At 33.4% G+C, this 23435-nt stretch carries 26 protein-coding genes and 1 pseudogene; 7 read left to right on the plus strand and 20 right to left on the minus strand.

Annotated features, from left to right (window positions below):
• Positions 1-9: 9 nt before the first annotated feature.
• Positions 10-975, minus strand: a complete 966-nt coding sequence (locus ACUN26_RS15190; protein WP_001035500.1) for an iron-hydroxamate ABC transporter substrate-binding protein — start codon at positions 973-975, stop codon at positions 10-12.
• A gap of 303 nt (positions 976-1278) precedes the next feature.
• Positions 1279-2037 (minus strand): exodeoxyribonuclease III, encoded by a 759-nt coding sequence (locus tag ACUN26_RS15195; protein ID WP_000767610.1) that lies wholly within the window; start codon positions 2035-2037, stop codon positions 1279-1281.
• A 154-nt stretch (positions 2038-2191) separates the two neighbouring features.
• Between ACUN26_RS15195 and ACUN26_RS15200 the strand changes: the two genes are divergently transcribed.
• Genes ACUN26_RS15200 through ACUN26_RS15210 form a run of 3 tightly spaced genes read left to right on the plus strand, consistent with a single transcriptional unit; the run spans position 2192 to position 4207 of the window.
• Positions 2192-2788, plus strand: coding sequence for a bifunctional transcriptional activator/DNA repair enzyme AdaA (locus ACUN26_RS15200; RefSeq protein WP_000551292.1), 597 nt, complete (start codon positions 2192-2194; stop codon positions 2786-2788).
• Entirely contained in the window at positions 2769-3299 is a 531-nt protein-coding gene (locus tag ACUN26_RS15205) for a methylated-DNA--[protein]-cysteine S-methyltransferase (protein WP_001089819.1), read from the plus strand. The genes ACUN26_RS15200 and ACUN26_RS15205 overlap by 20 nt, the downstream gene beginning before the upstream one ends.
• Positions 3296-4207: a DNA-3-methyladenine glycosylase 2 gene (locus tag ACUN26_RS15210; protein ID WP_000123493.1), complete on the plus strand. Its 912-nt coding sequence runs from the start codon at positions 3296-3298 to the stop codon at positions 4205-4207. Before ACUN26_RS15205 ends, ACUN26_RS15210 begins: the two co-directional genes overlap by 4 nt.
• A gap of 39 nt (positions 4208-4246) precedes the next feature.
• On the opposite strand, the gene pepT is transcribed toward ACUN26_RS15210, so the two are convergent.
• Entirely contained in the window at positions 4247-5479 is a 1233-nt protein-coding gene (pepT, locus tag ACUN26_RS15215; RefSeq protein WP_000807008.1) for a peptidase T, read from the minus strand.
• Between the two features lie 196 nt (positions 5480-5675).
• Between pepT and ACUN26_RS15220 the strand changes: the two genes are divergently transcribed.
• Positions 5676-6320 carry a YczE/YyaS/YitT family protein gene (locus ACUN26_RS15220; protein ID WP_001241268.1) on the plus strand — a complete coding sequence of 215 codons (645 nt, stop codon included), beginning with the start codon at positions 5676-5678 and terminating at the stop codon, positions 6318-6320.
• 119 nt (positions 6321-6439) lie between these two features.
• Here ACUN26_RS15220 and ACUN26_RS15225 read toward each other — a convergent pair whose 3' ends face one another.
• From ACUN26_RS15225 to ACUN26_RS15240, 4 genes are all read right to left on the minus strand, one after another.
• Entirely contained in the window at positions 6440-6757 is a 318-nt protein-coding gene (locus ACUN26_RS15225; protein WP_000738320.1) for a hypothetical protein, read from the minus strand.
• Positions 6758-6817: 60 nt separating this feature from the next.
• The gene (locus tag ACUN26_RS15230) at positions 6818-6961 is read right to left on the minus strand and encodes a hypothetical protein (protein WP_002039386.1); all 144 of its coding nucleotides are present in this window, start codon (positions 6959-6961) and stop codon (positions 6818-6820) included.
• Positions 6962-7082: 121 nt separating this feature from the next.
• Positions 7083-7658 carry a histidine phosphatase family protein gene (locus tag ACUN26_RS15235; protein WP_000102868.1) on the minus strand — a complete coding sequence of 192 codons (576 nt, stop codon included), beginning with the start codon at positions 7656-7658 and terminating at the stop codon, positions 7083-7085.
• 108 nt (positions 7659-7766) lie between these two features.
• A complete protein-coding gene (locus ACUN26_RS15240) occupies positions 7767-8570 on the minus strand; it encodes an alpha/beta fold hydrolase (RefSeq protein WP_000882565.1) in 804 nt (267 codons plus the stop codon).
• Positions 8571-9005: 435 nt separating this feature from the next.
• On the opposite strand from ACUN26_RS15240, the gene ACUN26_RS15245 reads away from it, so the two are divergent.
• Positions 9006-11726 carry a sensor domain-containing protein gene (locus ACUN26_RS15245; RefSeq protein ID WP_000773578.1) on the plus strand — a complete coding sequence of 907 codons (2721 nt, stop codon included), beginning with the start codon at positions 9006-9008 and terminating at the stop codon, positions 11724-11726.
• A 104-nt stretch (positions 11727-11830) separates the two neighbouring features.
• On the opposite strand, the gene ACUN26_RS15250 is transcribed toward ACUN26_RS15245, so the two are convergent.
• Genes ACUN26_RS15250 through ACUN26_RS15265 form a run of 4 tightly spaced genes read right to left on the minus strand, consistent with a single transcriptional unit; the run spans position 11831 to position 15185 of the window.
• Positions 11831-12895 (minus strand): undecaprenyldiphospho-muramoylpentapeptide beta-N-acetylglucosaminyltransferase, encoded by a 1065-nt coding sequence (locus ACUN26_RS15250; protein WP_001035077.1) that lies wholly within the window; start codon positions 12893-12895, stop codon positions 11831-11833.
• A 48-nt stretch (positions 12896-12943) separates the two neighbouring features.
• On the minus strand, positions 12944-13294 hold the full coding sequence (locus tag ACUN26_RS15255; protein ID WP_002093408.1) for a DUF6572 domain-containing protein: 351 nt from the start codon (positions 13292-13294) through the stop codon (positions 12944-12946).
• The gene (locus tag ACUN26_RS15260; protein WP_000739099.1) at positions 13291-14202 is read right to left on the minus strand and encodes an NAD-dependent epimerase/dehydratase family protein; all 912 of its coding nucleotides are present in this window, start codon (positions 14200-14202) and stop codon (positions 13291-13293) included. Before ACUN26_RS15260 ends, ACUN26_RS15255 begins: the two co-directional genes overlap by 4 nt.
• A complete protein-coding gene (locus tag ACUN26_RS15265; protein ID WP_000932618.1) occupies positions 14199-15185 on the minus strand; it encodes a UDP-N-acetylglucosamine 4,6-dehydratase family protein in 987 nt (328 codons plus the stop codon). The genes ACUN26_RS15260 and ACUN26_RS15265 overlap by 4 nt, the downstream gene beginning before the upstream one ends.
• A gap of 415 nt (positions 15186-15600) precedes the next feature.
• Between ACUN26_RS15265 and ACUN26_RS15270 the strand changes: the two genes are divergently transcribed.
• Complete coding sequence (locus ACUN26_RS15270) at positions 15601-16779, plus strand: DUF2515 domain-containing protein (RefSeq protein ID WP_000376155.1); 1179 nt, start codon at positions 15601-15603, stop codon at positions 16777-16779.
• A complete protein-coding gene (locus tag ACUN26_RS15275) occupies positions 16754-17155 on the plus strand; it encodes a CBO0543 family protein (RefSeq protein ID WP_033661972.1) in 402 nt (133 codons plus the stop codon). The genes ACUN26_RS15270 and ACUN26_RS15275 overlap by 26 nt, the downstream gene beginning before the upstream one ends.
• 22 nt (positions 17156-17177) lie before the next feature.
• On the opposite strand, the gene ACUN26_RS15280 is transcribed toward ACUN26_RS15275, so the two are convergent.
• The 9 genes and pseudogenes from ACUN26_RS15280 to ACUN26_RS15320 all read right to left on the minus strand — a co-directional run bounded on the left by ACUN26_RS15280 (position 17178) and on the right by ACUN26_RS15320 (position 23331).
• Complete coding sequence (locus ACUN26_RS15280) at positions 17178-17603, minus strand: YfmQ family protein (RefSeq protein WP_000214609.1); 426 nt, start codon at positions 17601-17603, stop codon at positions 17178-17180.
• Between the two features lie 56 nt (positions 17604-17659).
• Positions 17660-18331, minus strand: a complete 672-nt coding sequence (locus ACUN26_RS15285; RefSeq protein ID WP_000242990.1) for an LrgB family protein — start codon at positions 18329-18331, stop codon at positions 17660-17662.
• Positions 18332-18354: 23 nt separating this feature from the next.
• Positions 18355-18711, minus strand: a complete 357-nt coding sequence (locus ACUN26_RS15290; protein WP_000878481.1) for a CidA/LrgA family holin-like protein — start codon at positions 18709-18711, stop codon at positions 18355-18357.
• A 33-nt stretch (positions 18712-18744) separates the two neighbouring features.
• On the minus strand, positions 18745-20178 hold the full coding sequence (gene pdxR / locus ACUN26_RS15295; protein WP_000454969.1) for a MocR-like pyridoxine biosynthesis transcription factor PdxR: 1434 nt from the start codon (positions 20176-20178) through the stop codon (positions 18745-18747).
• A 68-nt stretch (positions 20179-20246) separates the two neighbouring features.
• Positions 20247-21020, minus strand: coding sequence for an alpha/beta fold hydrolase (locus tag ACUN26_RS15300; protein ID WP_000273479.1), 774 nt, complete (start codon positions 21018-21020; stop codon positions 20247-20249).
• 23 nt (positions 21021-21043) lie between these two features.
• Positions 21044-21724 carry a bacillithiol biosynthesis deacetylase BshB2 gene (gene bshB2 / locus ACUN26_RS15305; protein ID WP_033657348.1) on the minus strand — a complete coding sequence of 227 codons (681 nt, stop codon included), beginning with the start codon at positions 21722-21724 and terminating at the stop codon, positions 21044-21046.
• 54 nt (positions 21725-21778) lie between these two features.
• Positions 21779-21970 (minus strand): hypothetical protein, encoded by a 192-nt coding sequence (locus ACUN26_RS15310; RefSeq protein WP_000006467.1) that lies wholly within the window; start codon positions 21968-21970, stop codon positions 21779-21781.
• Positions 21971-22195: 225 nt separating this feature from the next.
• Positions 22196-22306: pseudogene (locus tag ACUN26_RS15315) on the minus strand (GntR family transcriptional regulator); the annotation flags it as partial.
• 38 nt (positions 22307-22344) lie between these two features.
• Positions 22345-23331, minus strand: a complete 987-nt coding sequence (locus ACUN26_RS15320) for a phosphatidylinositol-specific phospholipase C (protein WP_001060370.1) — start codon at positions 23329-23331, stop codon at positions 22345-22347.
• Positions 23332-23435 lie beyond the last annotated feature (104 nt).

Below are 23435 nucleotides of genomic sequence, written 5' to 3' on the forward strand. Positions count from 1 at the left end.
CTTATTGTATTATTTAGATAAATTTTTCACTGCTTCTTTTAAGAATGCTGTTTTACTCCAAGCTGTACCACCTTGTGCCATTGGATCCACAACGTTTACAAATACTTTCTTTTCTTTCGCAGCATTCATACTTTGCCAAATTGGATTGCTTTCAATTTCTTCTAGTACTTTCGGGTTTTTATTTTCACTTGCCTCGTATTGTAAGAAAATATAATCCGGGTTAAGTTCAGCAAGTTTTTCAAATGAAATTTTCTCTTGTGCTTTTACAGTTTTCAATTGTTCTGGAGCAGTTAGTCCAAGATCTTTATAAATGACAGGGTTAAAGTATACACCTTCAGGATATAGGAATAATTCGTTTGCTCTTAGTCTAACGACAAGTACTTTTTTGTCTTTTAACTTATCTCCTAGTTTTGCTTTTGCTTTTTCAGCGTCCGCATTGTAATCTTTAATAATCTTTTCTGCTTTATCTTTTTTACCAGTTAATTCTCCCATTAACTTTAAGTTATCCTCCCAATTTGTTGAAACGTGTGATACCGGGAACGTCGGAGCTACTTTTGTAAACTTTTCAGCTGTTTCTGCTGGGAATTTCGTACTTGATGTAATAACATCTGGTTTTAATTGAAGTAATGTTTCAAAATTCGGTTGCATTTTCTCACCAACAGATTTTGCACCCTCTAAATCTTTTTCAAGATACTTTGGTAATTTACCACCTACAGTAATCGCACCAACTGGTTTAATTCCAAGTACGGCCGCATCTTCCATTGACTCTAAACTAGCTGTCGCAATTTTATCTACTTTTGCTGGCACTGTATATTCTTTACCTAAATATGTAATTTTTCGCTTTTCGTCTTTTTTCGTTTCCGTAGCTTTTGTCTGTTGCTTTTGCTCCCCTGAAGTTTTATCCGCACTATTACATGCCGCTAACCCTACACTTAAAACTGTAACCATCCCTAACGTAAATAACTTCTTGTTCATCTTTATATATCTCCTCTCGAAACCTGTAAATAGATTATTTTTATATAAAAACTTAACTACATGAAACTTGTTCCATGCATATAATTCATTAGATTAATAATTTTATCCGGAACTCATTCTCGTTCACTTCCCCTAAACTATAATTCTTTCACACTTCATCCATTGATAACCCTTTTCACTGATAATGATTATCGTTACTAAGTATATATTTAATATGCAATTATTTCAAGAATGATTTGAAAAATTTTAACAAACTGAATTAAAAAGAAGTATCCGCCTATTATTAGCGAGATACTTCTTTTTTTAGAAATTTATATGTAATTCAACTGGGCAATGGTCTGATCCCATTATTTCACTGTTAATTTTCGCATCTGTTATTTGCCCTTTTATTCTTTCAGAGACAACAAAATAATCTAAACGCCATCCGATATTTTTCGCTCTTGCTCCCATACGATAGGACCACCAAGAGTATGCGCCTTCCTGATTAGGATAAAGGTGACGATACGTATCAACAAATCCTTCTTCTAAAATACGTGTAAACTTCTCCCTTTCCTCATCAGAAAATCCAGGGTTTTTACGGTTACTTTTTGGATTTTTTAAATCTATTTCTTTATGAGCAACATTTAAATCTCCACAGAAAACAACTGGTTTCTTTTCATCTAATTGCTTTATATAAGTCCTGAAATCATCTTCCCATTCCATTCTGTAATCTAAACGCTCTAATCCTCGTTTTGAGTTTGGCGTGTATAACGTTATCATGTAAAAATCTTCGAATTCTAAAGTAATGACTCTTCCTTCTTGATCATGCTCTTCAATGCCTAAACCGTACGTAACAGAAAGCGGTTCTTTTTTCGTAAAAATTGCCGTTCCTGAATAGCCTTTTTTCACAGCATAATTCCAATATGTATAATATCCCTCTGGATTTAAATCAATTTGTCCACTCTGTAATTTAATTTCTTGTAGACAAAATATATCTGCATTAGATTCCTCAAGGTATTCTAAAAATCCACCTTTTGCGATAACTGCACGTAAACCATTTACATTCCATGAAATTAACTTCACTTATAATCCTCCTCTTGCTGTTCACTTTCAAAGTTCATGCTATCACAAAATAGAAAAACAATCATATTTTCATCTTTGTAATCTTGCTCTTACATTTTTGAATACGTACATACGCACTTTATTCAGGTTATACTAATTTCAGAGGTGATGTTCTTTGCACAATGAAGGATTTACGTTAACAAGTGAGTATTGGCAAGCAATTATTCATAATGATTCTTCCTATGACAACAAATTCTTTTATGCTGTGAAATCAACTGGTATCTTTTGCCGACCATCGTGTAAATCAAGAATACCGAATCAAAACAATGTACGAATTTTTCTTCATGCAGAACAAGCATTGCATGAAAATTTTCGTCCGTGCAAACGTTGTAAACCAAATGGGATCACTTTACCAAATGAAGAGTGGGTAGTACAAATTAAAGAGTATATTGCAAAGCATTTTGACGAAGCATTAACTCTCGACATACTGGCGGAAATGTGCCACGGTAGTCCCTTTCATTTACAACGCACTTTCAAAAGAATAACAGGAATTAGCCCAATGGAATATATACAGCAATTCAGGATTGTGAAAGCGACGGAATATCTTTCACATACAAAGCAATCCGTTAAGGAAATTAGTACTGCTGTCGGGATAGAAAACCAAGAGTATTTCGCAACTTTATTTAAAACGAAAACTGGATTTACTCCTACTGAATATCGAAAAAAGAACGTAATGAAAGAGGGAGACAATAATGAATTCCTACAAAAATAAATCTATATATTGGACGCTACTTACACATAAAAATTGGTGCTTTCATATTGCGGCAACTGAAAATGGAATTTGTTTTATTGGATCACAAGACGCAAACTTTGAAGAACTAAATATATGGGCTAGAAAAAAAAAGCCCCAACATATATTGACTTGCAATCCAGATTACATGCAAACATATACGAAAGAAATTATCGAGTATTTAGAAAACAAGCGTGAAACTTTTACTTTCCCTATCGATGCTTACGGAACTGCTTTTCAATTATCCGTTTGGAATACGGTACGTGAAATTCCTTACGGGAAGACCTATTCTTATTCAGAAATTGCAGAAAGAATTCAAAAACCTACAGCTGTGCGTGCCGTTGCTTCTGCTATTGCCGCCAACCCTCTTCTCATTACGATTCCTTGCCATCGCGTTATAGGAAAAGATGGAAAACTAACTGGTTTTAGAGGCGGATTAGAAATGAAAAAAGAATTGCTCACATTAGAAAAATTACAGGTGGAATTCATATGACAGCAGAATATAATAACGCATTGACTTTAGCAGCTCCAAAAGAATTTAATTTCCAAGAAAACTTACGCTATCTATCACGTTCTAACAATGAATGTATGTTTCACATTGAAGATAACAAAATTTATAAAGTCATTCCTGTTGAACATGTAAACCCTTTAGTTGAAATTAGTATAAATACTGACGGAAATATTCAAATACGTTTTTTAGGAGAATCCTATAACTCTGAAAAATGGGTATGTGATGCTGTAGCTAACTATGTAATAGAGTGGTTTGATTTCACTACCGATTTAGCTCCTTTTTATACATTAGCTAAACATGATCCACTCCTTCAAGGCCCTATTCAAGATTATTATGGGCTTCGCACATTAGGTATTCCAGATTTATTTGAAGCACTTTCCTGGGGAATTATCGGTCAACAAATTAACCTCGCATATGCTTATACGCTAAAAAGAAGATTAGTTGAACAATTTGGAAGTTACGTAGAATGGAACGATAGAAAACATAGGATATTCCCATCACCTGAAACAATTGTAAATTTACATGTAGAGGATCTTAAAAAATTAAAAATGACGACTAGAAAATGTGAATATTTAATCGGTATTGCGAAGCTTATTACAGAAGGGAAACTATCAAAAGAATCGTTACTACAAACACAAGATGTAAAAATTGCTGAAAAACAATTAACCGCTATCCATGGTATAGGACCGTGGACTGCCCACTATGTTTTAATGCGCTGTTTACGCTTCCCTTCAGCCTTTCCAATTGATGATGTTGGTCTGCATAATGCAATTAAATTTATTACAGGTTCCCAAAATAAACCGACTAAAAATGAAATAAAAGACTTTGCGGCAAACTGGACAAATTGGGAATCTTATGCAACTTTTTATTTGTGGCGAGTGCTATATTAAAAAGAACCAAGTAGCACATTCGTACTACTTGGTTCTTTTCTAAGCTTGTTCTTCAAATCGTCTTGCGATTTCTACAATAACTTGAACAGCTTTTTCCATAGTATCTACCGAAACATACTCAAATTTACCATGGTAGTTTTCACCACCAGTGAAAATATTTGGCGTCGGTAATCCCATATATGATAATTGTGATCCATCTGTTCCACCGCGAATCGGGTGAATGTTCGGTTCGATATTTAAACTTTTCATCGCTTCATATGCAATATCAACAATTTCTCTTACCGGTTCAATTTTTTCAAGCATGTTATAATATTGATCATTCATTTCTAAAACGACCGCATCTTGCCCATACTTCTCTTGCATTTGCTTCACAATATTTTCAACGTTATTTTTACGTGTCTCAAAATTTTCACGATCAAAATCTCGAATAATGTAATACGCCTTACTTTGCTCAACATCACCATTTAAAGAAAGTAAATGATAGAACCCTTCATAACCTTCCGTATATTCTGGTGCATCTTCTACCGGTAGATGCCCATTAAACTCCATAGCAAGTTTAGTTGCGTTACGCATTTTATTTTTCGCTGTTCCAGGATGTGTATTCGTTCCGTTAAACGTTAACTTAGCACCTGCAGCATTAAAACTTTCATACTCTAAACCACCTAATGGACCTCCATCCATCGTGTAAGCAAATGATGCACCAAACGCTTCTACATCAAAATGCGCTGGCCCACGACCAATTTCTTCATCCGGTGTAAATGCTACTCTTATTTTCCCGTGCTTAATTTGCGGATTATGTATTAAATAGTTCATTGCAACCATAATTTCTGTAAGACCAGCTTTATCATCTGCTCCTAGAAGTGTTGTACCATCAGTTGTAATAATCGTATGACCTTTATATGATGGTAATTCCGGGAACTGCTCTGGTGTTAATACAACATTTAACTCTTCATTTAACGTAATTGCATGACCATCAAAATTTTCATGAATTTGTGGTTTTACGTTTTTCCCTGTAAAGTCTGTTGCCGTATCTAAATGGGCTAAAAATCCGATTACAGGCACATCCTTGTCCGTATTAGCGGGAAGTGTTGCCATCACATAACCATTGTCATCCATCGTTACTTCTGTTAACCCAATTTCTTTTAACTCTTCAACTAATAACTTACCAAATTCAATTTGTCCGGGTGTTGTTGGTACTGTATGGCTTTCTTCATTTGATTGGGTATCAATTTTTACATATCTCGTAAATCTTTCAATAAGTTCTTGTTTCAAGTTCGTTCACTCCCTTTTCTGTTTCTTTCTCCATTATAATCCTTAAAACGAAATATTTTAACTTTTTTGACTGTGAAGATGTATATTTCATTTACATTGTTAACAATTTTAAACGAATGATAAAAAGAAATAATATTTGTACATTAAAACCGTAACAGGTAACATACATAATTATAAAATATGGGAGGTTTTAAAGATGAGGCTAACTCTCTTTCGCTATTTTCTTTTTTTCTTAGGATTAATTTTCTTTGGCCTTGGAAACGCTCTTGCAGTCAAAGTTAAATTTCTCGGTTTGCATCCGTGGGAAGTTTTAAATATGGCCCTCTACCAAAGATTTGGATGGACCATTGGTACGTGGAGTGTCATATGTGGATTATGTCTCGTTCTCATTTCTTTACTAGTAGATCGAAAATATATAAACGTGGGCACATTTTTAAATGCACTACTTATCGGTCCTATTATGGACTTTTTCTTACAATCAAATATCCTTCCAAACGCTACTCATTATTTATGGATAAACTTACTCATCTTATTTTCCGGTATTGCAATCACAGGTATTGGGGGAGGTATGTATGTTGCGGCTGGAATTGGCGCTGGACCTCGCGATGGATTCATGCTTACTATTTCCGACAAAACGGGACTGTCTATTAGTCGTGCTAGAATCATAGTAGAATGCGTTGTATTAGTTATTGGATATATGCTAGGAGGTCCTGTTTTCATCGTAACGTTTCTATACACTTTTATTCAAAGTCCAATCTTTCAGCAATCATTTACAGTATTTCAAACACTTTTACATACTTTACATAACAAAAATAAAGAGCAAATTAATGAAAATATATAAAATACAACTGAATACCTATTGCTCTTTTCATTAACTTTCTAACAAATAATTCACCCTATTTACGATTCCCACCGCAAATAGGGTGTTTCTTTTTTTATCTCACAATATAAAAATATATACTACTCACTCACAGTAAAAGTATAGATATCGTCATAAACACAACCATTTACCCTAATCACATACTCGCCAGGTTTACTAAAACTAATTGTATATTTATTTAGCTGAATTGCTTCTTTATCTCCCGAAAGAACATCAATACTTCTACCACTCAATAAATAATGCTCACTTTGATTCATCTTTACATGAATCGCATTAACATTCTCCTCTTGCACTTGCGATGTTTCTGCAGCACTTATACTCGGTTCTAAAAAAAGTAGTCCGCTTAATCCAATTGTCCCCGCTAAAGCTACTCCCGCAAATTTCTTCATCTTTTTCATCACAATGACCTCCTTCTAAATTTAGCGCAAAGGCGATGTCTCCCCCTTACACCACAAAGCCTATATGTAACGGAATAAAAAGTAAACACGTACAACAAGACAAAATTCTACATCTTTTTCTCCTAATGCATATAAATCCAACGTTTGGAGTTTTGACACATTTAAAATTGTTTCCCTAAACCAATTCCCCCATAATTTATTCAAACACTGAATAATTACTTATTGATGTAACATTCTAAAAATAGTTGATAAAGATGCTTTCTATTCAAATAAAAAAGATTTTGCTATAAAAGTAACTTTTACAGCAAAATCCATGCAACCAATTTTATTCAGCTTTCCATAATCTCTCTACATTCATTAATTGTTCTTCTTTAAATTCCATCTTATATATATCCGGTTTTGCTGTATTCATTAAAAATTCAAGCCCATATTGCTTATCAAAATAGTTCATCATCAATGTCATGACAAGCCCATGTGTACCAATTACAATTTTGCGCCCTTGAAAACCCATTAAGATTTCTTTTAATACTTTCACTACTCTTCTCTGGCAATCCGCATATGACTCTCCTTCCGTTCGTGCAAAGTCCGGATTAGAGAACATCTTCTTTACAAGTGGATACACCTCTTTGTCTAATATAATCTGATCCTCACTTGCAAATCGACACTCTTTAAGATTTTCATATACTACTATTTCTTTTTCATAGAAATTAGCTGCCTCTTCTATCGTTAACATAGCTCTCTTATACGGACTTGAAATGAAAGTATCAATTCCCTCTGTTTTTAATATCTCAGTTACTCTATGAGTATCTAAATTTCCTTTCTCAGTTAATCCACGTGTTCTTTCATTCCCCTCTATTTTAAGTGATTCACCATGTCTAACCATGTAAATAAATGTACTCATAATTCCTCCTTAAGATTGTTTATACATCACGTTAATCTGTCCCATCCAAAAACTTAGGCGTAATCGCAATATTAATTTATTCTCCTTTAATATACTTTATACACTTTGCTAAGTTGTTCTTCTAATCCACTCTCCTACTAAACTCTCAAATAGTTCAGGCTGTTCAATTTGCAAATTATGTCCTGCCGTGTCTAACACAGCTAATGTCGCTCTTGGATAATTTTCAATCATTCCTATAATATCTTGATACCCTACTGTTATATCTTGTCTTCCAGCTAATAAAAGAACGGGTTTCTCATATTTCTTACGGTGAAAATCTATAGTAAGAGGGTAATTCTTTTGCAACCTTTCAATAAATTCATAATTAGCAACATCTAATCCTGGCTTAATTTCTTCTTTGAATCGTGTATATGTATATTCATTTGCTACCACTGCCAAATCGCAAAATTCTTCTCTTTCGATAGAAGTGAGCGTATTTAAAAACTCCTCGTCTCGTACAAGTACCTGTTTATCCGGTAAAAGTCTTTCTTTTGGTTGTGCTACAACAACAGGACATACTAACAATAATCCATTCACCTTCTCAGACATCTTTGAGAGTATCCCTCTAGCCAAATATCCTCCGTACGATTCTCCTACCAATAAGAATTTTTCAGTAGAAATAATCTCCTCAATAAATGCAATAAGTACTTCTAATATATGGTCTGAACTATTTATCCAATCTGGAGCGTTCGATTTTCCCATGCCAGGTAAATCAATATAAATTTTTTGATATCCTTCATATTTCTGAAATACTGATTCCATACATCTTTGCATTAACCTATGATCAGGGGCACACCCATGTATAATAAGGATTGGTTTCCCCTCTCCAACAATTTCGTAGTATATTTCTGCATCTTTAATTCGACATAACATTAAAAGTTCACCCTCTTTTTATAGTTTTAATGGCAACACTATCAAACCCACAAAATCATACTTTCTTATCATATTACTTCCCGGAACTTATTTTCAATTATAAATTTTCAGATTTTAAAACAGAAAGTCTTCCCTTTCGTTTTATAACTTAGAAGGAAGTCCCTTGTCATTTTATATGTAATGTTGCATCTCTGCTTGCAAATCACTAAAAAACCTTTAAAATCTAAAGGATGACTAAATATACAAATTCTATCTATATTCCTTATAAACTAAAAATTATTGAACGCAATACTTTTTCAATTTTAAGAAGTATTACACTCTTCAATTCTTTTCTTATTAGCATGCTTTTTATATGGAAATCTGATACAATCCTTAAGTAATATTATTATGTATAGATATTACGAATATGGTGCGTAATTAAAGAAGGTGATTTTATTGAAATTAAATAAAAATTTACAACTATGCATATTAATTACAACATTAGTATGCTATTCAATCTATTTTATGTTTTTCTTTCTGTTCCCTACTCATTTTTCAAATTTCAATGTACGCTTCGCTTCACTCATCATTGAAGCCATTACATTTGTATCACTAATTTACTCTATATATTCTAAAAAAGTTAGTTCAAATCCTTTTTGGATATGTATCACAATAGCAATTGGTAGTTTTTTATTAGGAAAAATAGTATATACGTATCAAGATAAGTTTTTTGAGATTCCAATACATCGTTTTACTGTTTCTGATGTGTTTTACATGTTTTTTCTAGTCTTCTGCCTTATCGCTTTCTGCTATAAAATCTTAAAAGAATGCAACAAATGGGAAAAGGCATTCTTTATTTGTGATCTATGCATAGTACTCATTTCCGTATTCACATTAGAATGGTATTTATTTAATCAGCCAGATTTAAATATATTTTCCCTTTCACTGGGAGATATTTTTCTTTCCTTTCTATATCCAATTGCAGACCTATTACTTCTTCTACTAAGTGTTAGTCTCTTTTTCCGCCCAACTGTTTTTAATTCCAAACGGAAAATTTATATTTTTATTTTTGTATTAATAAGTTCTGCAACTTTTAACTATATTTACTTCTACCTATATAGCCATTTAGCAAATGATACTATAACGCTATTACGTCTTTTATATAGAGTACCTATATTACTTATCGCAATAGCTGGTTCCATTTCAGACGATTATAATAGCAATAAAAATTATTTTACTGTACACCCTAAATTAGGGAAAAAAGTTTTAGTCGTATTCCCCTACCTTGCCGTCGCAATACTAATCGGGTTTACGTTAAAAGAACAAACATCATCTTCCACTCTCATTACAGGAAATTGTATCGCTTTTGTTTTTGTACTTATTCGACATTCTATTGTGGGTATGCAAAATGCTACTCTAACAAAACGTCTACAAGCATTTAATGCTCAACTTGAAGATAAAGTTACTTTAAGGACTTCTGATTTAGTCCATAAGTCAGAGGCTCTATCTGAGAAACAGCAAAAATTCGAATCATTATATGAATATCACCCTGACCCTATTTTTACAATTGATTTAAATGGAGTATTCTTAAATGTAAATAAGGCAGGAAGCGTCCTACTCGGAGCACCAACAAACGAGTTACTCGGTGAGACATGTTTCTCGATCATTTTAGATGAAGATAAACACAAACTGTTAACTGCATTAGAAAAAGTTAAACAACAAAAATCGGCATCCTTACAACTTAGTTCTCAATATAAAGATGGTTTTATTTATTTTTTATACGTTACCATCGTCCCTATTATGATAAATGGACAAATTTCAGGAAGCTATATTATGGTAAAGGATATTACCGCACAAAAAAAACAACAAGAAGAAATAAAATATTTAGCATTCCACGATGCTGTAACGAAAATTGGGAATCGAGCCTATTTCCATAAGAAATTAAGAAAAGTTATAAAGAATGCTCAAACAATAAATAGTGAGTTCGCATTATTATATTTAGATTTAGACCGCTTTAAAGCAATTAACGATACACTTGGGCATTCGTCAGGTGATTACATATTAGAAGAAGTGGCACAGCGATTCCAATCATGTCTTCCATCACATACTTATGTATCAAGAATCGGTGGCGATGAATTCACAATCTTAATTGAAAACTATACTGACCATGATTCCTTATTCCAGTTATGTAACGAATTATTTGAAAGTATGAAAAAACCATTTGTCATACATGAACAAAAATTAAATGTATCACTTAGTATTGGTATCGCTATTTATCCACATTCTGGAATCGATGCCTCTACACTTTTGAAAAATGCTAATGTCGCAATGTATGATGCGAAAGAAAAAGAGCTTAATTCAGTCTCTATTTATGACGATGTAATCGCTAAAAAAATTGAAAGACGATTACGATTAGAGAAAGATTTACCAAATGCACTTCAAAATGAAGAATTATTCCTTTTATATCAACCTCAAGTTGACAGTGAATCTAACAAAATTATCGGTGCTGAAGCTTTGATCAGATGGAACCATCCCGAATTAGGTGTTATTTCTCCATACGAATTTATTCCTATTGCTGAAGAAACACTACAAATTATTCCAATAGGAAAATGGACATTACAACAAGCTTGTGAGCAAATGAAACGTTGGCATGTACTCGGGTATTCTCATTTAAAAATAGGAGTAAATTTATCTGCTAAAGAATTTGAACAAGAAGATTTTGTAAAGTCTATTTCATTTACTTTAGCAACTACAGGCTTACCAGCAAGTTCTCTCGATCTTGAATTAACAGAACGAATTGCAATGATGGATGAAAGAGAAACATTAATAAAACTGCGTACACTAAAAAATTTAGGAATTCACATTTCAATCGACGACTTTGGTACAGGCTATTCTTCGCTTGCTTACTTACCTTTATATCCAATCGATACTTTAAAAATCCCGAGGGAATTTATGACAATGTCTGAAACGTGTGAAGATGGAATGGAAATCATTAAAACAATCATCACATTAGCACATACATTAGAGATGTCGGTTATCGCTGAAGGTGTAGAAACGAAAGAACACGTGAATTTCCTTCAAAAAAATAAATGTCAGTTTATTCAAGGTTACTATTACAGTAAACCTATTTATTCTAATGCATTTACTAAGCTGTTAAAAAACGGTATTCGTCTATAGTATATAGCTCTATACAGAATATAATAGGCTACATAATAATGAATTTGAAAAACAAAAGGAAAGAAGATACCTTCTTTCCTTTTGTTTTTCTATTTAACTTTCTATTATTTCACCACTTCATTTATTAAATCTATTAATTGATGAATCCCCTCATCATTTGTTTTCTTATATCCATTCATGTTTTGAACATATCTCTCCTTATTTGCATATAGCCGGTTTACTGCATGTGTAAATGCACTATTACTTGCTCTGTCTTGAAGTAAAACTTCCGCATACCCTTGCCTAGAAAAATAGTCAGCATTTAAAACTTGATCCCCTCTACTGGAACCGTTAGTTAACGGGATAAGCAACATCGGTTTCTTCAAAAATAACAATTCAGAAATAGCAGTAGAACCCGCTCTGGAAACGACAACACTTGCCATATTCAATATATGCGGCAATTCTTCCCCTATATATTCAAATTGCATATAACCTTCCATGCCAATAGATGAATCTACCTTTCCTTTACCGCACATATGAACAATATTAAAACTTAATAATAATGTATCTAAACTTTTCCTTACCATATCATTTATCCACTTAGCCCCTTGACTCCCACCCATAATTAACAATACTGGCTTATCTTGCTGAAATTCACAATAACTTCTTCCTCGTAATACGCTACCTCTCTCAATTTCTTCCCTTACAATTGGTCCTACATAAACTTTTTTCTCGTTACTTACATTCTCCCCTGTATGAGGAAATGTTGTGCATAGTTTTGTAGCAAAAGGCAATGCTATTTTATTTGCTAACCCTAACGTACTGTCTGGCTCACGTATTACGATTGGTACATGATTTAACCATGCCCCTATAACTACAGGAACTGAAACAAATCCTCCTGCCGAAAAGATAACGTCTGGCTTCACTTTCTTAATTAATTTATAACTTTGTAAGCAGCCTTTTATAATTTTAAAAGGATCTTTAAAGTTCTCCCAATCCCAATATCTCCGAAGCTTCCCCGTTGAAATACTATTGTACTTAACATTTTGAACTAATAACTTTTCAATTCCATTTTGAGATCCAATATACTCAACTCCCCATCCTTTTTCCATAAATTTAGGAATCAATACCATATTAATCATAACGTGTCCTGCTGTACCGCCCCCAGTAAAGAGAATCTTTTTATTCATAACTTATATCCACCTTTATCATTAAAAATCTTGCTTTATATCAATCTATTACATGTAAGTAAACTTACTATTATTTATATAAATATTTAACTCAAATCCTATATCTTGCAAAAGATCTTTGATGAGTTCATAAAAATCATTTCCATACTCACTACATTCACACTGAGTAAAGACTTGGATTACAGGCCTAATTCCCGTCTCTACTGCTGGATTTTTCCGATTAACCTTTTCCACGTATGCTCGACATTTATTTATCGCCTCATAGATGTGCAAAACATGCGCTTCTTCATCTTTCCAATCCAGCGTATCGACAATCGAAAGAAATAGTGTATTTTGATTATTTATTGCTTCATAACCATTCACATTCATATACTTCTTACACCCTTTTTTATTTTTCATTGCATGCAGATGTCACTGCACTTCGCATATTCAAGTACATCTTTTAATGATTGATGAAATTGAATTTCTGGGATCCAACCTAACTTTTTTATATCCTCTATTACTAAGCTCTCATTTGAGCTGCTTCCACTATTCTCTGTTTCTTTTATAGTAAAATGGAGCTGTGTTAATCTTTTATATTGTTCTAGTACATCTAATAAAGATCGTCTCACTCCTGATCCAATATTATATTGTTTCCCATTTATACCATTACGTAATAACACATGATACGCTTTAACCGCATCACGTACATCTAGAAAATCCCTACTATCTTTCAAACTGCTTACTTCAATAATCGCTTTACTCCTACCCGATTCTATATCTATCATTTTTTTTGCGAGAATCGAACAAATGCCATTCGATTCTCCTGGACCAATTAAGTTTGAGGGCTTTGCAATGATAATATTTGAATCCATTAATCCGCCCCAAGCCTCTGCAATAATGACTTGCATCGTTTTACTTAAACTATATGGATTTGAAACTTTTATGTTATTCATACTATCTGCTTGCAATGCAGATCCTATAACTAATGTTTTACAATGCGAAGCTTCCTGCTTAATCGCTTCTAATAAATACAAAGTCCCTATTACATTAATCTCCATGTATTCAAGAGAAGCTGTCCAAGACTCTATAACTGAATTTCTTCCTGCTAAATGCAATACATAGTCTGGTTTTATTTGTTTCATTACCTTCATTACTTCGCTCTTATTAGTTAAATCACAAGTAATACTATTTCCGATGTTTTCTCTATGTGGACGGTTTTGAAACATAGGAATTACATGAAAGCCCTGCTCTAAAAAATATTGGCAAGCATGTCTACCTGTGAAACCATTTGCACCAGTTATTAAAAGGCTTGCATTTTTTTTCATCGTAGAAATCCTCCCTTTAATAGCATTTGTTTCACCTCATCTTTTGCAAGTAAGTCTTGTTGAGAACTAAAACTCTTCACATCCACAAGCGGATAACTAGCATAATATTCTTGAAGTCCCTCTATAGGAATAGTCGGTAGTACCACAAAATAATTTTGATCAAAACTTATACTTGTTTTACTCTCTACTTCAGATAAAAGCATTTCACTTAATTTTTCACCTGGCCTTATCCCTACTTCTTTTATCTTCACGTATTCTTTTTTCGAATCTTCGATCAACACCTTTGCTAAATCTGTAATTTTACATGCCGGCATTTTCATGACAAAGATTTCCCCTCCTCTTCCGTCAAATGCTGCTTTAAATAACAACCGAACAGCATCTTCAATCGTTAAGAAAAATCTAGTCATATTTACATCGGTAATTCCTATTTGTGAAGACTTCTTAATTTGCTTTTTAAAAAGCGGCACTACACTTCCGCTCGTCCCTAAAACATTTCCACCACGAACACAAATGAATTTTGTTTTCTGCGTTTGCACATTCGCATGAACCATTAATTTTTCACCAATTGCTTTTGTCATCCCATACGTATTTGATGGATCCGCTGCTTTATCTGTTGAAACATATATAACTTTCTCAACTTGCATCTGGATAGATGCTTCAATTACATTTTGCGTACCATGTATATTTGTTTTTATAGCTTCATAAGGATAATACTCACATACTGGAACATGTTTTAAAGCTGCAAGATGGAATACATAATGTACATCTTGGCAAGCATAGACGAGTTGGTCTTTATCACGAATATCTCCAATGATAAATTTTAATCTAGTTTCATTTATAAACTGTTGCTGCATTTCAAACTGAACCGTTTCATTCCTTGAAAAAACTCTAATTTCTTTCGGTGATTTTTCTAATAATTGTTTTATAAGTTCATGTCCCCACGAACCTGTACCACCAGTAATTAAAATTATTTTATTAAGCATTTCTTTTCCTCCTGCTGTACATTTCATAAAAATTGTATTTATTAAAAGCTATTGAATTATTTTCAATTGATTCAAATCATAATTGTCATTTGTTACATTAAATTGACAAAATAAAAAAACAGAAACTATTAAGCATAGTTTCTGTTTTTTATTTCGCTTCATAACGGTAAGATTTTTTATACTATTTGCATGATAAATAAATTCCTTGTAAAAAACACCGCTCATTTATTTCTTATACTCGTAATAAAATAAAGTGAAACTTTATTTAGTGGGGGGACAGCCCGACCTCCACTGAACTTCTTTGCTTCCGCTGAATTTTGAGGTGGGGATCTTACTGCCCGGCAAATAGCGGGATAAATAGAATGATTCATAGCCAATAATCACGTTTAAACTTATGAAAAAGGGAGGTAACGGAATGGACCGAAGCAATTCAAATCATACATATAACGGACCTTCCAAAGCACTGCCTCTCTCCCTATTTGATGTAAAAAATGAATTGAAACAAAAAAGCAAACTCATTCATTCTGACACCATGTATACATTAACGAAAGAAGAGCAATTCATCATCAACAATATAAAAATACAGACAGAACAACTAAATAAAAATAATGTTACGAGAACACGCGCGTACTACCAATTTTACATTCGATATCCAGAAATACATTGGGCACTACTTGGACATATGGTATCACGTAACGGTGGTTGGAATATGACTGATTTAAAAGGAGACTTATATACGAAACTTTTATCAGAGAAAGATCAAATTACATTTTTTTCTTTTTTAGAAAGAGGGAATTGGCTCATTTTTCAAGATGTATATCCTCAATTTTTACTTTATGAACAAAGTGTTAAAAAAGCAAAAAAGCTATTTCATCTTCTCCCTCACCTAAATGTTTCTACATTTATGGAAACGATGTGGAACGATTTTTGGAAAACTGGGAACAAAAAAACATTAGCAATCGCAACTATTATTAATGAGCAAAACTACTTAGAAAAAAGAGTGATTCAAAATGCACACTTTCAAAAGACCGTACTCAATAGTATCGGATTTAAACTCTTTGATTTCTTTCAGTTTAATCATATCCTTTTCCCTTTCTACGAAAATAATACAAATCAAAAAACTTTATTAATTGGCGATACAATGAAACATTTTACTTCCTTGCATGAACGAATCTTAATTGGAAAAAGGTTGTATTCATTATTATTTCGAGATACACATATTTTATCTCAAATCATATATTGGGCCGAGCATCATCCACATACAGGCTCAAGGAAAGATTACTGGCCTCATTTATTTTCAAGTGTAAATGAATCTTTTTCCCGTGAGTTTTATAAACGCCGAATAAAGAAATGCCAGTTGCGTAGTGGCGCATATCGTATATACAGCCCTGCACTCATCTATGCATGGCGAGATATGAAGCATGAAGAAGTTGAAAGTGAAGATTGGTTTACGGACTGGCAAGTTGTAAATTACTTAGTGGATAAGGAGGAAAATATGAATGGAAAAATTACAGAAGACTACTGCAAAACACTCGAAAAAATTGAACTGGCAATTCTCGCAAAGAAAAATGTCCTCCTTCGAGAAGAAGAATAATTTTCTAGCATTAACAGTTACAATCTTACTCTCTTCAATTATCGGAACTTACTTAGATGCTTTCTTTGTCCATAAGCACATATATTTCTTTCCAGTTAGGCCCTTCCCATCCATATTTTCAGTTAACATTGGCTTTACGTTGTTTGTACTACCGATTTTAACAATCATTTTCATACAAATTTCAAAAACATTATCTGCCGTTTCTAGAACTATATTTATTATTTCCATAGGTATTTGTGCTAGCATTTTTGAACAAGTTGCTGAAGGTTTAGGTTTATTTATACATAGTGCAGACTGGAACCATACATATTCTTTATTTGGTTATATGGTGTTCCTTTCTTTTATTTGGAAAGTATATAATTGGATACAAAAATAAAGAGACCATTATAGGTCTCTTCTTAAGCATACTCTTCAGTTACTGCTAATGGTGCAAACGTTTGAAGACTTTTAGAACGTAAACGATAGGCAACAACTTTCTTCTTATATTGCCTTATTACATCAACATGTTCTTCATAACTATATATCGATAACGTAATTACTCTTTTTCCTTTTTTCGTTTCAATGATTATCGGCGTGCCTTCACCTTGTGGCGGAAAATAATGTTTATCTAAAAATAAAGCCTCGTTAAAATCATTTATAACTTGCAGTTTCATTTCGCCCTCTATATTCTTTCCATCTAGCGATACAGTCGTATGTTCTTCATCAAGTTTTTGATGTAATTCAAATCTACTAATAATGGATTCTACAACAGAAGTTGGCATACTAGAAACTAGAACTTTAATGGCACCAAAAATAAATAATGTAACTATAAACCATGTTGTCACTTTTATCATCTCCATACATTTTAAAATAAGTAGCATTATACTTCTTATTACAACTTTTAAAATATAAATTTCGTTCCATAAGGTATTAATATACTAATGAGTATTCCTGTTACAATCATCGTTACTGAACCGATAGTCGCTTCTTTCTCGCCTTCCTTCACGAGTCGACTCACACCGATAATATGTGATGCGCAACCCATCCCCACTCCTTTTCCAATCGTACTTGTTATCCGGAAAAACTTAAGTACTGTCGGTCCGATAATAGCACCTGTTATTCCTGCAACAACTACAAAACTAGAAGTCATAGTTGGAATACCACCAATTTGATCCGCTAATGAAATGGCAATTGGCATTGTCGCTAATTGCGGAAGAGTTGTTAGTATAAATTCCTTATCTATATTCAAAATCCCACCAATCACTACATTCATACTCGTTAAAGCCACTATACCTATCAATACGCCAATAAGTATCGATAAAAAGTTTTTCATAAGTATCTTTCGTTCTTTAAATAGAGGTATGGCTAACGCTACAATTGCAGGACTCAAAAAGCCTGAAAGAACGTCCCCACCATTTTCCTTATACTCATGATGAGAAATGCCAAACATCAGAAATAAGCAAATCATAGTTGCTGTAACTGTTAATACTGGTAACATAAATGGAAACGTATATTTTTTATACAGCTTTGTCGCAAATAAATATATGACTACAGTAATAAGTATTAAGACCATTTGAATCGTGCACCTTGTCGATTTTATTTTTTGAATGTTACTAATAATTGACTTACATACCCTGAAACAATCAATGTTACTACCGTACTTGCAACAACTAAAAGGAATATAATACTTCCTTTACTTAAAAGAAAAGATCCATATTCCATTAATCCTGTTGTCGAAGGAATTAAAAATAACGGTAAAAATACGATTAACTTTTCTGCCCCTAACTCAAACCACTTTAATGGAAAAATACGAGTAGAAAGGAGTAGAAACAGCATTAACATTCCTATTAAACTTCCTGGCATCGATAGATGGAATATTCCCTGAATCCACGTACCAGCTAAGCTAAACACATATAGCACGCCTACTTGAAGTAAAAGCGTCACATACTTCATTTCTTCCCCTCATTCCAATATTACGCATCACTATTATGAAATTTCGTTTAGCGTTTCCGCAAACCTCGTAATTCCAAGTTGGATTTGTTCTACATTTACTCTCCCAAAAGTAAAACGAATATATTCACTTTTAGAACCTAAAACACTTCCAGGGACAAATGCTACACCATTCCGTATAGATTCACCTAATAAATGATATTCATCAAACGTTCCTTGTACTTTGCACCATACATGTATTCCACCCTCTGGAACAAAAAATTCAACGCGGTCCCCTAATATTTCTTCAAGCTTTCTAATTAACTCATCTCTTCTTTGTTTCAATTGTCCACGAAGCATTGTAATATGCGTATGAAAATCTTCTGATTCTAAAAATTGATTTGCTACCCACTGTGTAAATACACTATGACCAAAATCAACTTGTTGCTTCGCATCTGCTAAACGTTCTATTACGCGCGTAGGACCAATTACCCAGCCAATACGTAATCCTGACGCAACAATTTTTGATAATGAACTTATATAAAGAACATTCCCATTCTGATCCATTGATTTTAATGTTGGATTCACTTCTCCATTAAAAGAAGTTAAACTATATGGATCATCCTCTACAATCGGTATACCGAATTCAGAAGACAGTTCTAAAATCTTTTTACGCCTCGCTAACGAAAGCACAGTGCCCGTCGGATTTTGATAATCCGGATTCAAAAACACCATACGAATACGATGCTTTTTGTGCAAATCGATTAAGTCATCTGGATTCATTCCATGCTCATCAACAGGTAAATGGAATATATTTAAACCGGCCGATTTAAACATGGGAAGCGAGAAACAATACGAAGGATCTTCAATTGCAATGGCATCGCCCGGTTTTAATAAGCATTGAACGATAAGATTAAGTGCCTGTTGTGCTCCAGATGTAATCAGAATCGAGCTTGATTCTGATTCAATTTGTTTGTATTGCTGAACATGTACTGCAATTGTTTTTCTCAACATCTCATTTCCAAGTGGATGGTCATAACCGAGGTTTTCCATAAATGTTTTCTCCGACAAAATCGTTCGAAATCTATCGCTCGGAATTAATTCTGGTGACAATTCTCCACTCGCTAAATTAATTAAGTCATCTTTTTGTGTTTCCGTTCGAATTTGTTGAACAAGTGGTACGTTAGGTAAGAACGATCCATCCTCAACGTACCTCCCCCAGTTCGGTATTCGTTTATGTGACACACCCCATATGTCTGTATTCACCCGAGTTCCGCTTCCTTTTTGCCGTTCTACTACTCCAAGTGATTTTAACTCTTCATATGCAGCTACTATTGTGCTCCGGTTCACTTGTAATTCCTTTGCTAGCATACGCTCAGAAGGTAACTTGCTATCAGAAGGAAATTCACCTGAAGAAATACCCCTTTCAATATAATCAGCAATTTGTTTATATACGGGTGTCTTATCTGCACGATTTGGTTTCCATTCCATCTAGTTCCCTCCTCTCAAAACGAACTATCCTTTACTCATTAATAACAGTATTTACTGTAACAATCGTATTAATTAAGCGCATGATTTAAAAATGTTTCTACCGTCATATTAAAGCTAGTTGGCTGCTCTAAATAAGGTAAATGTCCACTATTTTCAAACTCAATGAAAGTCGTATTTTTTAAATGTATTTCAAACTCTCTTACATATTTCTCAGGGACAAAATCATCATTTCCCCCTCTTATTATTAAAACAGGACATGAAACATTTGCAAGAAACGGTCTCTGATCATAATCAACTAATTCAGCAAATAATCTTTGAATATGCAATGGGTTAATAGACTGTAAAGATTGATAAAATCCCCGGACAATCCCTTCATTATCTGCTACTCCCATCGCCTTCAATAATGTATCCGCCCATGTTTTTCCGTTATCCTGTAAGCTAAGTAAATCATATACTTCAAGTCGCTCTTTACGATCCTTTAGTTCCAAATAAGGAAATGCATTTACAACAATTAAGCTAGAAACAAAGCTTGGATATTGTATAGCAAAATCAATTCCTACTCTAGCCCCTTTTGAAAGACCACAAATGACTACTTTTTGTAGCTTTAAATAATTGCATAACTCATACAAAACATTTGCGTATTCTTTAAAGTTAATTTCTAGTCCTTCAGATTTCCCATGCCCAGGTAAATCTATTGAAATCACTGTCCAATTCCCCTTGAAATATCGCCTTTGATATAACCAATTATTTGCGTTTCCTCCAAGACCGTGTAAAAACAATATGACGGGACCCGTTCCTTCTATATTATAAAAAACCTTTCGATTCTTATATTCAAAATACATATTCATCACCTTCAGCTATAGCATCACTTATTTTTATCTTTGAACGGGTATATCCAAAACGGTTCTCTCTCTAACCACTCGACTGTTTCCGGAACACCATCTTCATACTCTCTTTTCAGTTCCGCTACCTTAGTCGCAAATTGTGATGCATGTGCTTGCAATGCGTCCAACTTTTTTGGAACATATTCTTTTACTCCATTTTTAAAACTTGGTGGCCCTATTTCTGCTTCATGATTATTTGAAAAAGCTACAGCATAAAATGTTGGCCTCTTATTTTCCGGAATATTAGCTAACGCCCTGGCTACTGCTTCTCCTGTTGCATTATGATCTGGATGAACTGCATATCCCGGATAAAAAGAAATGACTAACGAAGGATTCAATTCTTCCACACAATTTTGTATTACACTTCTTAATTCTCCAGGAGTTTCAAATTCAAGCGTCTTATCACGATATCCCATCATACGTAAATCTTTAATCCCTAAAATATTAGTTGCGCTCTTTAGTTCTTTCTCTCTTATAGCATATAATGATTCACGTGTTGCAAAAGGAGGGTTTCCCATCGCTCTCCCCATTTCGCCAAGCGTTAAACAAACATACGTAAGAGGAACATTCTGCTGAGCATAAGCTAAAATTGTTCCAGCCACGCAATATGATTCATCATCTGGATGCGGAAAAACAATTAAAACGTGGCGCTCATTTTTTATCAAAGTACTACTCCTCCATCATACACAATATGAATGTGTTCCTTTAAAAAGTTATTAAATCACTACCGCATACCACGTTACCCCAACAAGTAGAACGAAAAGAAGGATAATATAGATAGTCGATAAGTTTTTCACATTTCTCTTTGTAGACTTGCCGTAATTCTCCTCCACATTTCGTGCAACTAGTACGGTCCCAAACAGCGATACAATTACAATAATAACTACTAGTGAAATTGCAAAACTCATTGTATTTTCACCTCTCTAAGGCTAGTCTATTTTAATTAAGAACTTCAATAAAAAACTTCCTCTTTAAAGCATCAAAAAAATACTACCTTTCTTCTCTTATCATAATGGATGTTTGTAAAAAACGGACCAACCACTTTTATGTTTTTTTGCTCATCCACTTCAAAATAAAAAGCAACTAATCACCTAGATCAGTCGCTTTTTCAAAAGGTTATTTGTATTCATTTTTCACTTGAAATGAATTCGATTTAAAAGTTTCGTCTTTTCATAATGAAACATTGATTGCGATAGCTCGAAAATTGTTCCATTTACAAGAAAAACTGTCTTTTCAATTAAGAAGCGACGTATTTCACCGCTTCTTACTATGACCATATTTACTATTTTACAAGTGACTTATTCGCTCTTATAACTTCTTGATAAAGTAATGGTGACCATTTTTCATTTATATAATCTTGTATTATCCAGCCCACTCTCGTAGGATTCTTTTGCTTCATATAATTTGCAATTTCAGGATTTATGTAGGACGCATAATAATATGGACTATTCCATGCTGTACCACCAGAAGACAAGCTTGTAAAATTAATATATAGATGATTAACATCTTCACTATTGTTAATCGTTTCATTTAATGTATCTTTAATAGCGTTTACTTTCTCATCATAACTCACTTTATATTTATCTTGTACTGTGACATTTACATTTTGATTTATAGTTGAGGTAAACGTCTCATTGTCTGGCCAATAGAAATTATTATATCCCCCAGATTCATTACTACCACTATATCGTTTTAGTAATACAATTTTCCCACGAGCATCTCCAAGCTTTATATTCCCTTCTGTTTTTAAAAAGATTGGATCACGAAAATAATTTTTCTCAAACGTACTACTAAATGAGCTTTCCGCCCCTTTCATATCCTCATACTCTTTTTTTAAAGACATAATAATCGTTTCACTTGGATTATCTTTTAAAAATTGTTTCGCTTCGTTTATAAATTCGTGCAGTGTTACATAAAGATATAATGGCCCATGATGAAGAACTATCGTATTATCATCTGTTAAACGCCCTCTTATATCAAAAATTCTAGCTCCATGATCCATTTGATAACGAAAATCATATTCTTGCGTCATTCCCCACACTTGCTTTATCGGATTTTGCAACTTGAACGTTCCACTATCATGTGTTCCTGGAATTGAAATTCGTGCTAACGGTATGTCATCATTTATAGGTTTCATCCATCTAGACCAATTTTCAAGCTCATTAATAGAGCTAGCTGCAACGGTTTTCTTATCATTGAAAGCAAATACAAAGGCGCTAAGTACCATACTACATATGAATAACTTCAAAATAAACTTCTTATTGTTCATTATTATTCCTCCCTTTTCTGTTTTACATCAAACTTATTGAATATAATATAATCTGGTGAGTAAAAAATAAATGACATTTCATAAATATGAAATATTGCATAGAA

The sequence above is a fragment of the Bacillus sp. WC2503 genome (assembly GCF_052682895.1).

Bases quoted from the DNA above. Each gene is read 5' to 3' on its own strand.
- ACUN26_RS15300 (WP_000273479.1), bottom strand. From the start codon at position 21,020: ATGTATTTTGAATATAAGAATCGAAAGGTTTTTTATAATATAGAAGGA.
- ACUN26_RS15235 (WP_000102868.1), bottom strand. From the start codon at position 7,658: ATGAGTACATTTATTTACATGGTTAGACATGGTGAATCACTTAAAATA.
- ACUN26_RS15260 (WP_000739099.1), bottom strand. From the start codon at position 14,202: ATGAAAAAAAATGCAAGCCTTTTAATAACTGGTGCAAATGGTTTCACA.
- ACUN26_RS15290 (WP_000878481.1), bottom strand. From the start codon at position 18,711: ATGAAGTATGTGACGCTTTTACTTCAAGTAGGCGTGCTATATGTGTTT.
- ACUN26_RS15240 (WP_000882565.1), bottom strand. From the start codon at position 8,570: ATGTTATGTCGAATTAAAGATGCAGAAATATACTACGAAATTGTTGGA.
- ACUN26_RS15190 (WP_001035500.1), bottom strand. From the start codon at position 975: ATGAACAAGAAGTTATTTACGTTAGGGATGGTTACAGTTTTAAGTGTA.
- ACUN26_RS15255 (WP_002093408.1), bottom strand. From the start codon at position 13,294: ATGAAAAATAAAAAAGGGTGTAAGAAGTATATGAATGTGAATGGTTAT.
- ACUN26_RS15270 (WP_000376155.1), top strand. From the start codon at position 15,601: ATGGACCGAAGCAATTCAAATCATACATATAACGGACCTTCCAAAGCA.
- ACUN26_RS15275 (WP_033661972.1), top strand. From the start codon at position 16,754: ATGTCCTCCTTCGAGAAGAAGAATAATTTTCTAGCATTAACAGTTACA.
- ACUN26_RS15285 (WP_000242990.1), bottom strand. From the start codon at position 18,331: ATGGTCTTAATACTTATTACTGTAGTCATATATTTATTTGCGACAAAG.
- ACUN26_RS15220 (WP_001241268.1), top strand. From the start codon at position 5,676: ATGAGGCTAACTCTCTTTCGCTATTTTCTTTTTTTCTTAGGATTAATT.
- ACUN26_RS15265 (WP_000932618.1), bottom strand. From the start codon at position 15,185: ATGCTTAATAAAATAATTTTAATTACTGGTGGTACAGGTTCGTGGGGA.
- ACUN26_RS15210 (WP_000123493.1), top strand. From the start codon at position 3,296: ATGACAGCAGAATATAATAACGCATTGACTTTAGCAGCTCCAAAAGAA.
- ACUN26_RS15320 (WP_001060370.1), bottom strand. From the start codon at position 23,331: ATGAACAATAAGAAGTTTATTTTGAAGTTATTCATATGTAGTATGGTA.
- ACUN26_RS15310 (WP_000006467.1), bottom strand. From the start codon at position 21,970: ATGAGTTTTGCAATTTCACTAGTAGTTATTATTGTAATTGTATCGCTG.
- ACUN26_RS15225 (WP_000738320.1), bottom strand. From the start codon at position 6,757: ATGAAAAAGATGAAGAAATTTGCGGGAGTAGCTTTAGCGGGGACAATT.
- ACUN26_RS15205 (WP_001089819.1), top strand. From the start codon at position 2,769: ATGAATTCCTACAAAAATAAATCTATATATTGGACGCTACTTACACAT.
- ACUN26_RS15250 (WP_001035077.1), bottom strand. From the start codon at position 12,895: ATGAATAAAAAGATTCTCTTTACTGGGGGCGGTACAGCAGGACACGTT.
- pdxR (WP_000454969.1), bottom strand. From the start codon at position 20,178: ATGGAATGGAAACCAAATCGTGCAGATAAGACACCCGTATATAAACAA.